This window comes from Thiohalobacter sp. COW1, from assembly GCF_016629505.1.
Lineage (GTDB): Bacteria > Pseudomonadota > Gammaproteobacteria > Thiohalobacterales > Thiohalobacteraceae > Thiohalobacter > Thiohalobacter thiocyanaticus_A.
In genome coordinates this window covers 523908-536738 of the sequence record NZ_AP024239.1, presented here as the reverse complement: position 1 = coordinate 536738, position 12831 = coordinate 523908, and the positions used below count along the sequence as shown (strand labels likewise).

Here is a 12831-nt window from a genome sequence, read left to right as displayed (position 1 = left end):
CCTCGACAAGACTAGACAAACTTGAGTTTTCTAATCGCCACAAGCATCATCCTAAGCAGAAGCATGCCATGACTCCAGCGACGGATATTCGTATCACCATACGTACGCTCCCTGTACCGTACAGGAATGTCAGATATCTTTAGATTTGCATATGCGGCACCGAAGATCAGATCGAAATCTCCGAAGGGATCAAAATCCCCGAAATAGTCACGATTGCTTTCGATTTTCTTATAATCGCATTTCCAAAGAACCTTAGTTCCGCATAATGTATCCTTCATAGTCTGACCGAGAAGCCAGGAAAATGCAGCACTGAAAAACTTGTTCCCAACCAAGTTAAAGAAACGCATTGCATCTTTGTCCATCGGGTACACCAGGCGCACGCCATTAGCAAATTCGCATTGCTTAGAGGCGACAAGATTATAAAAACCTGGAAGCGCCTCTGGAGCTACAGACAAATCCGCATCAAGGATCATGAGTATATCGCATGAAGCGAGCGAGAACCCGGCGCGCACCGCATCACCCTTCCCCACTCCCGGTTGCTGAATCACCTTAGCATCGCGGTCTGGAAAATCACGGATAACTTTGCATATTTCATCGAATGTTGAGTCTGTGGAATTCCCCTCCACAAAGATTATCTCTGTATGAGACCCCATAGTCGGAATTCTGCGCATTATCTCACGTATATTGCCTTGCTCATTGCGTGCGGGAACAATAATCGATACCGAAGCATGATAATCCGTGCTCTGTGGTTTGGGTCGCGCGACAATAAAATTGCTCAGAGCGAGGTAATTAAAGGGCCAGAGTTTGACAACCACGCGATTGAGGAATCGCCCAATCAGTGGGGCATTAATCGGAGCAATCACCTCCTGCGTGGATTTTACAACTTCCATCCCCGATTGAGACAGCAGGTTTTCGACATCATGGCGGGTGAGCCAGTTTTGGAGAAGAGTCGGCCGTGCAAGCCCGGAAAATTGGGCGAGTTTGAGAGGCAATTCCCACAAATGGCTATAAAAGTTGATTATTACCCGCGTGTCCTCGCTGCAGTGACGGTTAACCGCATCAAAAACATCCTTGACATCCCAAACGTCATTAATCAGATCGGATAAAATAATATAATCGAATGTCTCATTCAGATTAAGGTCAGCGACATTTTCGCACACAAATCTCACCGACTGAAATCTCTGTTCAGCTATAGAAATTGCCACAGATGAAAAGTCGACCCCAACACCATAGCCAGGCTGCAAGCGAGAGAGCAGATCACCAAGCCCACACCCCAATTCCAGGATACGACTGCCTGGCTGTATGTTATGCGAATATATATCCAGAAGCCGCTTACGATAGTCTTGCCCCGCATGACTCTGTCTGGTATGTGAGTGGAGATTATTCCAGTGCTGCATTCGCTCACGATTATATTCAAACTTTCTTTCATCAGTATATGTATTCATAGTACTCGGATGCATAAGTATTCATAAAAGCAGATCTTTGATCGTCATGGAAGCATGGAGATTGCAGCTGCATTATCGCGTCTGAATTTTCTTGCATTGAATTCAAAGATAAAATTATGATAGTCCTCATTTGGTTGGTATGTATCAATCAATGACAGATATTCATCACCATTATCGAGCCATGTCACAGGATTAGTGATGGCGTCAGCTTCGTACTCCCACACAGGAACGTGACCGACAATATAATAATTATCTGCATATAGCTTTTTCATTATTCCGAGCAAGTCAACTTCTCTTAATGGCATACGGGTAACGTATCTGTCTGCATTCCATGCAATCCACTGCTCCGCCCTGTTAACGGCAATGATAATTGAATTATCCGGCAGTTTATCTTCGATCGAATTTGCGAGCGCATGAATCGCCACGACCCGATGTTCCCAGGCCTTTCCCCAGATACTTGAGGCATAGCCGGGTTTTTGTAGCACAATCTGGCGGATACCAGAATGTGTAAACACGCCGATACTGACGGAAAGAATCACTGAAAACGCAAAGATTCCTATCCTGAATGAACGCAGACGAAGCATCGAATACACAGAGAGTCTGTACATGAAATAGCCGGACAGGACTGCAAATAATGGTATCACCCACGCCTGGAATCGTCTCCCAGGGGCGGCAGCAAACATAAATACGAATTGGAGCACAAACAGAAACACAACAAGCAAAACCAGCTTCCTGTAACCAGTGTCTCGCTTTATAAGAGGAAGCCAAAGCAAAGGAACAATATACAAAAGCGAATGAATAGGAGATGCACGGAATTCAGCCTTCCAGATCTGTAGCTGCGTAGTCACACTGGAACTGAGCTTGCTCAGTATAACAGCGAAAATATCAGGTGCATTTCGGCTCCACTCTGGCGCCAAATAATAGTAAGTCGTAAATGAATAGTTGATCTCCGGATGCGGTACTGCAGCAGTTTTGTCATAAAACAGCAACGACCCATGAACATCATAGAATGTCATAGGGTTACCGTATAATTTGTGATTAAGCCATCCGATCACGGTTACCGCAAGCGCGAAGCAGAAGAAAATAATCATTCCGATCACCAACTTTGCTTTCCCGCCTAACCTTGCATCATGGTAAATTTTGTATAGCGACAAAAGCGTCAAAACAATTGCAGGCGCTATACCATTAGGCCTTGTAAGTATCATCATTGCGCATAGAATTGCTGTGAGCCACTGCAGCCTTCCAGGCAACAGCGAAACCACAAGAACCCCTGATGCGACAATTCCTGTATACAGGATATCGGTGAGCCCGCTAGTGGATAGAGTGATCATAAAAGGCGAAAAGGAGTATATAATAACAGCCCAGACGGCTGGCCACATACCCCAAGAATAATTTACGATCAGTAGAACTGATAGCCCAGTAAGACAGAATATCGCATATGATCCCAGAAGAGCGGTGAGATTCGATTCACCGAATAAATAGAATAGCCCAGAAAGGTAAATTGTGTATAAGGGCTTATTCGTCCACAGAGGATATTCGAATGGATAGTTCTGTGCTTCACGCTTGGAAAGTTGACTCGGTAGAATGAACTTAGTGGTATAGCCATTCCCCCTGGTGATTTCGCGTGCTGACTGGGCATATAGCAGGGAATCATCCCAGTTTATGTCAAATGATCTCGTCTTCGAGTGCCAGCCTCCGAGCGCGAGCATAAACAAAACATAAAGAATCAATATATGCTTAAACTTAACCATGCCGAAGATTGATACCAGTTTACCGCTGGAATTAATTTGATTTTCTTCATCTTTCAGCATAGCGACACACAATCCTATATACCGCCCCTGTCTCTGTGACGAAACAACGCATCATAATACCCCACGCCGGCTGATGCCGACTTGTGATCATGAGGTGGATTCGTCCATTTCAACTCATACCCAAGTTCTTCCAAGACGGAAAATAGTTCTTTTTCAGATGCCCCATGTCTAAGCAGATCATTGTCAGAGATCTCAAGATACAAGGCAGGCTTATCGCGCAATATTATATTTCGCGCTCCGTTGATCACTTTCAATTCCGCCCCTTGGACATCTACTTTAATCAGGGAGATAGCCATAAGATTGTGGCTATCCGCAATCCGATCCAGCGTGAAGCCATTCACAGGTATTCCGGATTCAGCCAACTGGTGATCTCCTGGGTGATCTGGATTCACTTTCAAATAATGCTCTGAATTTGTGTCTGATGCAGCCGCGTTAATACAATGAACAATACACCCTCGGTCCGCCCGCTCAATATTTCGACACAGCCTATGGTAATTTTCCATTTCCGGCTCGATTGCAATAACTCTTCCAGACGAAGAAGCGGCCCAGCCAGAAAACAATAACGTAAAAAACCCAATATTGGCACCAACATCAATAATGGCGCTATTAGGAATGTATTCCTTTTCCAGTTTCGATATATCACCAGCCTCAAGCTTTTCTTTATATAAAAAATAGAGATAATCATTCAGGTGTTTTAGGGCCGTTACTTTCTGGTAAGGTATTTTATTAACTAACTTAAAGATTGATAATAGTATTAACTGAATGCGTCTCTTCATTGCGGTATGCCTACCACATTCACTCCAGCACCATCAGGAATACTCGAAATAAAGTTATCAATATCAGATATCGGTTTGAAGCTTTTCTCGCTCGTAATTTTATAGTTCAAGCCGCGTAGAAGACTAAGGATTTCACCAGGCGAAACCTCGTGCTCATGAAGAACATATGGGGCGATCTCAATTATTAAATATGGACGGTACCGCCTTATTGAATTCAAAGCCCCTGAAAGTACTTCGAGCTCATATCCGTCCACATCAATTTTTATTAGATGCAACGCATCCAATTCGAATATTCTGCATAAATCGTCTATGGTCATATAACTAGCATTATCTGTAGCCATCCCCCAGCCCCCATGCCTCGAATGCTTGCCACCTACTGGAGATAGAGGCCAGCTAGAATAAACCGTCTTAGGAATACCGTTCGTTTCTGCTGAACCAATGAAGCCTTGAAGCGCGATCACCTGTTCAGAGAGCTCGGGATTCCTTGTAATATTTTGTCTTAGTTTATTAAATGCATAATCGGTTGGTTCAACAGCAATAACCTTCCCAGATGTACCGACAAGCCGGGCAAATGGCAAGGTATGTGCACCCACATTTGCCCCGACATCGATTACAACATCAGATTCTTTTATCAACGACTCATACACATTCGCCGTAGATTTTTCAAATCGACCTAACAAATAAATATAAAAGTCTATGCCTTCATTGAGATCAAGGCTCCAATTAATATTACCCCTCTTAGCTTCAACCACTCTAGACAAACCTAGTAGCGCACGTGCACTCATAACAAGCTTATGCAATTGACGTGCAAGCAACAGTTTTGATTCAGTCCTAAGCATTTATAGTTCTCCGGGATCAAAATCTTCCGAAGCCAGCTTCTCAATAACAACTTTCATTCGGAATGCTGAAAAATGCCCAATCATTCTGGATACAGGCCGCTCCATCTTCAGAATTATCGGAGTCAACCTATTCGGAAGCAGCGACCATCGACTGAACCCACCTGATAGGGGATAGGCTATAAGACTTAACCATTCAACAGTTGCAACCCTGAGAATCGGGGTTATTTGTTCGAATAGTGACCTGTTTTTGACAAACATAAGTGTTGGTATTGCTTGATTTGAGTCATATGGCCACCTTGTAACGTCAGGAAGTTCAACGAGGAAGGGATCGACGGTCATATCAACCGGCTCATGATGTAAATATTTATAAAAGCAATAGCTAAAGGGCGTGATCGCAGGCTCAATCATGACGATCCTCCCTTTCGGCTTGAGGACACGGACTGCTTCGTTAATGAATAACATCGGGTATTCGATGTGATGCAGGACATCAAGCATGACAATATTGTCAAAAGACTGATCAGACACAGGTAATGCCTGAGCATCTGCGACGAAATCGATCCACTGCGAGCGTTGAATATCGGTTTTTACGACGTATCTTTCTGGAAATACTGATGCGCCGAAGCCTGCCCCTAGTTCAAGGATACTACCACCTACAAGCGAATCGTTTATCTCGCTGTAATATGATTCATAGATCCGCCTGAGCTCCGGTTTCGTATCCCATATTGATTTATGGGAAGAAAGCATATCGTTGCGGCTCATCTCAGGGATAGCTCCGACCAGCGCGAATTTCTGCACCATGCATTTGAAATATACAACAGCATGTCAGATATTGATTCACTCATCTGCAGTAAACACTCATACTTTGACACCGACAACCTTAAGTAATGTAAGTAGAACTATTTTCAAATCTAACAGCATGGTTCTATTTCGCACATATGATTCGTAGTATTCGACCTTCTTAGGTAAGACTATGTCGATATATGCCTGATGCGGATTGTCATACCGGGCGAGAAATGCATTCTCGTCAGAGAATGCAATAGATGCCATATCAGTGATTCCCGGACGCACAGAAAGCACAAGATCACGGGATTCTTTTGGATACAATGAAATGTATTCTGGTACTTCCGGACGTGGCCCGACAAGGCTCATATCTCCGCGAATAATATTAAGTAACTGCGGCAACTCGTCCAGCTTTGTTTTGCGCAAGACTCTCCCTACATTGGTTATTCTTGCATCACCATCGACCGTAATACTCGCGCCATATTTATCAGCATCATTAACCATAGTTCTGAATTTGTATATGAAAAATTCCTTACCATGCAGTCCGATTCGTCTTTGTCTATAGAAGATAGGCCCCGCACTATCGCACTTGATCAATATCGCCACGAGCATAAAAACCGGAAGCAAGACAATGATCCCTAGATAGCTAGCCAGCAGATCAAGCAGACGCTTTGCAATCATCCCATATCAGCCCAGTATTGATCGTACAGCAGCAATTACCCGATCGACGTCATTATCTGACATCGAAGGATATATTGGCAGACTTACCACCTTGTTATAGACGTCGAATGCAGTCATAAATGAGGTTGTCTCAAATCCATACCTTTCTTTCCAATAAGGATGTAGGTGAAGAGGAATGAAGTGGACACTTGTTCCTATACCTTGCTCGAACATCAGTTCAATAAACTTGTCACGAGTGATAGTGGTTGCTTCAGTATCAAGTTGAATTATATACAGATGCCATGCATGCATATCATCTGGCCTTGATATCACCGGAACCTTCAGTGGAAGCCCAGAAAACGCATGCGTATAGGCGCAGGCGATTTGTTCTCTTCTCTTTCTGAACGAGTCTGCTTTCTTTAGTTGCTCTAAACCGATAGCAGCAGAAATATCTGTCATATTGTATTTGTAGCCCGGGGCGACAACCTCGTAGTACCACGCAGGGACTGTTGATCGATATCTATCAAAGACATCTCTGTTTATCCCATGAAGCCGCATTGTTTTTATCCTGCCAGCATACTCATCATTGTCTGTGACCACCATCCCACCTTCCCCTGTGGTAATGGTCTTAGTTACGTAGAAGCTGTATACCGTTATATCCCCTATTGCGCCAACCATACTTCCCTTATAGGTTGTAGGAAGTGCATGAGCCGCGTCTTCAACCACAACCAATCCATATTTTCTTGCTATATCGAGTATCGGATCCATATCGCATGCTTGACCTGCAATATGTACAGGAATAATCGCCTTAACGTTTACTGACGTATTGATTGCTTCTTCTATTAGTTCAACATCGATATTCATCGTATCTGGGTCAATATCGATAAATACAGGATCCGCACCCAGATATCGAATAACTTCGGCAGTGGCCGTAAATGTATAAGGGCTTGTTAAAACCTTGTCGCCGGGTCCAACACCAGCGGCTTCTAGTGCGAGATGAAGCCCTGATGTTGCAGAGTTGACAGTCAACGCATGTTTTGCTCCGACGTAGTTAGCAAAAGCTTCTTCAAAACGACAGCACTTGTCGCCAGTCGTTAACCAGCCGGATTTCATCGTTTCGACGACCGCTGATATTTCATCATCACCAATAGATGGAAGCGCAAACGGTATATGCATACTATCGATATCACTCATATTTTCGTCGGAGCACAGATGTTGTTTATGGCTTCTGTGCAATATAAATAAAGTGCGTTCTAAAGAACGGCAATGCCTCAAGGATTCTGGCTAAGGTCCTACTTAGACTCGTCACTCTCCGTGCCAACGGCGGCGCAAGTACTAGCGTGTTAACATATCTTGAGGTAGGGACTACTTCATGCTCTAATTCAGTGATTTTCACACGAGATACATCATGATTCGCCGGATTATTCACCCTGAGATCGAAAACAAGAAGCCAGCCTAATGAATCAACTCGCTGCCAGGCTTCATCTATCAAATTCAGTCTTTCATCAGCGTCTACTACAGACGATAAAACAGTAAAAAGCGATACGAGATCGAACTTCAGATCCAAATCCAATTCATTAATATTACCGAGATGCCATGTTACCGATGACGGTGATAGTCGTACTGCAGTATCGATCCTGTCAGGCAAGAGTTCTGTGCCAATCATTGTTTCAGGAGATGCGCCCCAGTCTGCGAGTTGCCGTAGGAACGCGCCTGTTCCACAGCCCACATCGAGGACACGCAAACCTTCGAGATTTGGCCCGAATGCCTTGTAGAGTATTGATGCCACAGATGCTTTAACCGAGCATTCTCTTTCAACCGCATCAGCGTTAAACCAGGCGTAACGGTCTCTCAGTCCCCTTGCATCACGCCCAGCATATACATTACGAATATGATCCGCTTGCTCTGTTTTTTCGCTTTTCATTTATTCTGATATGCCCCTATTCTTTTCCCATAAAGAGCCATCACCAAGCCAATTCCGAAGGCTGCATTCACCATCAGGAAACTTGCTAAAACCGACACACCAGGCAGGCGTTTACCCAGACCCAGCAAAACCAGAGAAAGAGCTAGGAGCACAAGGACCATGAAGGCGACTGTATAACCAAACGCATTCGAGAACATTCCTCCTGCATACATTAAGCCGATTCCTAACAGGAAGGATACAAGCCATAGAGGCGATAACCATCTTAATAATTTATGGGAAGTCAGCGCAAAAGAATACAAGGGGTGCTTGAATGGGTTAAGCAGTTCCGACCTGGATAGCGTCCCTTGCCAGTTCCGCACGGTCATCCTTATTCTTGCCTTGAACTCATGCTTGACTGTACGATAGCTTTCGTCCCATGCTATTGCGTCGTCAACCTGAATCACTGAGTGCGATGAAAGAACAACATCAAGAGGTATAACGCAATCATCGCCATACCAGTTCATTAGTGGCTTCCACAGACTTCTTTTGACAGCCATAAGTGGCCCCGCAGCTACAGCAAGGATACCAAGGCAGCTCTCAAGTCGCCTGAGCTTTGTTTCATAACTCCAGTATTGTCCTTGCTCTTCAGAAACAACGGATTCAGCGCTGGTTTTGAAGTGCAGCGTTCCAGTCGTACATCCTACAGATGACGATGAAAAAGGCGCCACAAGACGCTCCAGACACTGAGGCGCCATTTCTACAGCGGTATCTGTCAATATCAGAATCTTACCATTCGCAATCTTTACAGCTTCGTTTTGCGCCAAGCTTTTACCGACCCTGCCTTCTGTTCTTACAAGTCTTACACCTTTATCGGAATAGCTCTGGACAATATGATTGGTGTGATCTGTTGATCCATCGCTGACGACGATTATTTCACAATTTCCAGGATAGGCCTGTGACAATATATCCTCAAGCTTGGATGCAATACGCAACTCTTCGTTATAAGCTGCAAGTATCACACTTATATCAGGGAACGACGAAATGACATCACCCCTTCTTCCGGAATTAATCTTGTGCGCTGGACATAACACAGATAGTAATCGACCATACCCATCGTATACATAATAGATAATGAGTATCGATATAACTACCAACACTGCACCTACGATCGACATTTCAAACCCCAAGGTATATTCCGATAATCATTACGAATCCTAACGATATCTGCACATACGAAATTAATATTTCAGGTTTTTTCTTCCTTATCGCGGACAGCTTAACCGCACACATCACAGATTCGCCTATAATCCATGATAGCGCCGCGATGGATGCGCCATGCGCGCGATACAGAATGAAGATAGCCCCAAGAAATATAAGCCCAATAATGACAGATATTGTATCCCACCAGTTTAATCCAATAGCGTTCAGAAGATACTTCAGGTTGAAATTGATTGAGCTGACAAAGAGCCCAATCATAAGAAGCTGGAGAAATTCATCACCTTCAACGTAGTCCTCTCCAAAAAACATCTGCATTATGTCAGAGGCAAACAACATCACCACTACAGACGCAGGGAGAACAAGAGTATATATATACAAAAGATTACGGTTTAGCTGGGTTGAAACAGCCATCCAATCGTTTTTATTAATGCACTGCGAAAAATACGGAAAACTCGCAATCGCAATTGACGTACTCACAATCATCGCGCCCGATACAAGATTAAACGCAGATGAAAAATAGCTTATATCTTCATCAGGAGCGCCTATTATACCTAATGACAAAATTGGCATACGTGAGAACAGCGCCATAAGAAGGAACGCGAACCCAATGGGTATGATTTCCTTTATTGGTTCATAAAGTTCGTTCCATTCTATTTTTACTGAGACCGAATCAACCGTCGCTCTCAGTTTTCCGTGAAATGATTCAAAAATAATTCGACAGACATTGATTAGAAGCCATGCAAGAAGGATTATTTCGATCTGCAGTCCCGATACGGCGGCTAATACCATGAATATGGTAATGATCGCGCGCGATGCAATAACGTATGCCGCCTCTATGTCCATCCTGTTCATCGAGCGAAGCGCCCATATAAGCGGGTCTGTATTGGGTTGCGTCAACGCTATCAATACGGTCATACCAGTGACCCCCCACTCTCCTGATACATATCCGACAGGTATGGCTAATACGAGGATCAGGCAGGAAGCAAAAGATTTGAATGTAATCGCTATACGAAATTGTTTTCCAAATGCGCCATCTATTGAAAACCTTCTTACGCCCCAGACGCGCCCGCCGAAATCCGACGCCATTTCCAGCACACCGATAGCAGCAATGACGATAAACATGGTCGCCATATCCGAATAAGCAAGATTCCTTGCAAGTACAGCAATAAGGATAAGCTGAAGGATCGATACTGAGACAGAATTGAGCGCCGACCAGGCGGCATTTGAACCTATGCTCGGGCTTGCTTTCATTTTAATACTAGTAGCATTCGAGAGCGAAGCCCATGCTCAGCGAATCCGAGCGCAATGATCATCCAAGCCCAATATGTTCTATTCGTCCATCCAAATAAGATAGGATTGCTGAATAGCTCAATAACAATGAAACCTATATATGCCATGGTTGCCGCCACCACAAGCGGACCCGGTTGATTCTTCATCATCAAACGTAGATACCACCCCAGCAGTAACAGGAAAACAATATAGACTGTAAGCGCTATGATGCCGTACTCCCCTGCGATCTGTATTAGTGAATTATGTGGTCCGCCATACGAGAGACCCTCATTATAGGTCGGAAGGAATAAATCCCACGCTCCTGCTCCCATCCCGAAGAGTGGATACTCCTGTATCGCCTCTAGAGATGACTGCCATAATATTCCCCGACTCCCAGTCTCGAACATGTTCTCTCGAATACGAAAAAGTTTCATTAATGGTGAAAACTTACCGAAATAGGCAATAAGTCCTCCTCCTATTACTGTGGCGAGCACTCCAACTATGAATTTTGCAAACCCGAATCTGCGCATACTGTAAATTGTCGAGACAATTGCAAAGGCCAGAATATCCTTTTTTGTAAGCGTAGAGATCAGGGCAATGACGGACAGTATCAGTAGCGGCAACTGGAAATTCTTCACAGGGGAGCGAATCATGCTGATTCCAGCTTTCCTTGCTTCTGCCATGAAACCGACTTGGAGGACAACAAATATAAACAGGAATGTGGACAACATCGTAGGCCTGCTAAAATATGCATCACTACGAATCTTTTGATAATTTACGAAATCATGGCTCAGAACAACAGACAGAACATCACCCAGGGCCCAGAGTACTGTCACCGCCCCCACCAAATAAAATGCTGATATGAAAATAGTAATCTGGCGATAGTTCCAAAGCGGGATCGTCAGTATGAGCCCAAGGGGGATCATCGACAAGAAGCCTGTTAGCAGCGTAAATTCCTTATCGTACGCCCAGTAGACAGGAAAGAGCGCGAATATAGCCAACAAACTATAGACCAGTGATATTGCTACAATGCCGGGTGGCCACGCCTTGGAATACGGCATGGTGAGGAGCATTATGCTGGCAGCGATGATACCGTACATATACCCTGCTTCCGTGCCTGGGATGAATGCCAGCGGATACAATGCTATCAGAAACGGCCCAAGCTGCTGGCCTATCGAAATGCGGGAACTCATCTTGTTATTTGGTAAACACGATCGCAAATCTGGAGAAAAAAGGTTTCAATTATTCCACTCAGTTTTTCGCTCGCACTTACTTCATTCATATCATCCACGATACTGCATTTATAGCCGAACCTTTCCATCCAGGTTGCGCAAACTCGCTCAACAATCCCAATTTCGTGGTCGGACAGTATATTCATGTATTTGCCTATAGAACTCGTATTGACAGGGCGAACGACATTTTTATGGTGCGGCTGCCCACCGGCCATATTCATCGCCTCATCACTCTGATTGTATTGCAGCATCGAATTTTCATACTCTATACCAAGGAAGCGGCAAAGTCTGATCACCTCTTCGTTGGGATTACTGACGATATCTTCATACCGGATCGAAATAAAATTATTGCCAATCGTCTTAGCCATTCGAGTCGCTATTTCAGCTCTCTTACGCCATATTGATGCTGCGCTATAAACGGAAAACCCGAACCCGCAGGCTATGCTTCTAGAGGAGGCGACGACATCCCTAGGATCTCGTATGAGATTCACAAATTTCGCCCCTGGAAATCGGCTAGCTATTGTTTCCCAATGCTCTATATATACAGGTGTGTTATCTCCCCAGTATAGTAGATCCTGTTTTTTCCACGGATAGGAAGCAACTACTTCAGCAATTTCCGCTAATGGGACCGGATAGGCCCGGATATGACTCATTATCTCCATGGCCGAAGGCACGGATTGCCATCTCTGCCTTTTCAACGTCCTCCTGATTACCTGTATCAATTTTTCGGCTTCAGACTGCGTATATCCCGAATCAACACTGGATGCCGGTATGCGTTTTGCGAGATACCTGGCCTCATCTGACACGCAGATTCTGCTGTGAGAATTCAATATCAATCTGACAAGCGTTGTGCCTGACCGAAAGCATCCAACGATGAAAACAGGCCTCACAGGCATAA

General features: G+C 44.4%; 12 protein-coding genes. All 12 read right to left on the bottom strand.

The window, feature by feature from the left end; all coding sequences use genetic code 11:
* Positions 1-11 precede the first annotated feature (11 nt).
* On the bottom strand, positions 12-1445 hold the full coding sequence (locus tag COW1_RS02435; RefSeq protein WP_201345325.1) for a glycosyltransferase: 1434 nt from the start codon (positions 1443-1445) through the stop codon (positions 12-14).
* A gap of 44 nt (positions 1446-1489) precedes the next feature.
* Positions 1490-3256 (bottom strand): glycosyltransferase family 39 protein, encoded by a 1767-nt coding sequence (locus tag COW1_RS02430; RefSeq protein ID WP_201345324.1) that lies wholly within the window; start codon positions 3254-3256, stop codon positions 1490-1492.
* A 14-nt stretch (positions 3257-3270) separates the two neighbouring features.
* Positions 3271-4032 (bottom strand): FkbM family methyltransferase, encoded by a 762-nt coding sequence (locus COW1_RS02425; protein ID WP_201345323.1) that lies wholly within the window; start codon positions 4030-4032, stop codon positions 3271-3273.
* Positions 4029-4871 (bottom strand): FkbM family methyltransferase, encoded by an 843-nt coding sequence (locus COW1_RS02420; protein ID WP_201345322.1) that lies wholly within the window; start codon positions 4869-4871, stop codon positions 4029-4031. The genes COW1_RS02425 and COW1_RS02420 overlap by 4 nt, the downstream gene beginning before the upstream one ends.
* Positions 4872-5669, bottom strand: coding sequence for a class I SAM-dependent methyltransferase (locus tag COW1_RS02415; protein ID WP_201345321.1), 798 nt, complete (start codon positions 5667-5669; stop codon positions 4872-4874). It lies immediately after the preceding gene.
* A 57-nt stretch (positions 5670-5726) separates the two neighbouring features.
* Positions 5727-6332, bottom strand: coding sequence for a sugar transferase (locus tag COW1_RS02410; protein ID WP_242466479.1), 606 nt, complete (start codon positions 6330-6332; stop codon positions 5727-5729).
* Positions 6333-6338: 6 nt separating this feature from the next.
* Positions 6339-7505 (bottom strand): DegT/DnrJ/EryC1/StrS aminotransferase family protein, encoded by a 1167-nt coding sequence (locus COW1_RS02405; RefSeq protein ID WP_201345320.1) that lies wholly within the window; start codon positions 7503-7505, stop codon positions 6339-6341.
* 25 nt (positions 7506-7530) lie between these two features.
* Positions 7531-8235, bottom strand: coding sequence for a bifunctional 2-polyprenyl-6-hydroxyphenol methylase/3-demethylubiquinol 3-O-methyltransferase UbiG (locus COW1_RS02400; protein ID WP_201345319.1), 705 nt, complete (start codon positions 8233-8235; stop codon positions 7531-7533).
* The gene (locus tag COW1_RS02395; RefSeq protein WP_201345318.1) at positions 8232-9233 is read right to left on the bottom strand and encodes a glycosyltransferase; all 1002 of its coding nucleotides are present in this window, start codon (positions 9231-9233) and stop codon (positions 8232-8234) included. Before COW1_RS02395 ends, COW1_RS02400 begins: the two co-directional genes overlap by 4 nt.
* Before the next feature lie 157 nt (positions 9234-9390).
* Positions 9391-10683, bottom strand: coding sequence for a lipopolysaccharide biosynthesis protein (locus tag COW1_RS02390; protein WP_201345317.1), 1293 nt, complete (start codon positions 10681-10683; stop codon positions 9391-9393).
* A complete protein-coding gene (locus COW1_RS02385; protein ID WP_201345316.1) occupies positions 10680-11894 on the bottom strand; it encodes an O-antigen ligase in 1215 nt (404 codons plus the stop codon). Before COW1_RS02385 ends, COW1_RS02390 begins: the two co-directional genes overlap by 4 nt.
* Positions 11891-12829 (bottom strand): sulfotransferase, encoded by a 939-nt coding sequence (locus tag COW1_RS02380; RefSeq protein WP_201345315.1) that lies wholly within the window; start codon positions 12827-12829, stop codon positions 11891-11893. Before COW1_RS02380 ends, COW1_RS02385 begins: the two co-directional genes overlap by 4 nt.
* Between the last annotated feature and the right edge of the window lie 2 nt (positions 12830-12831).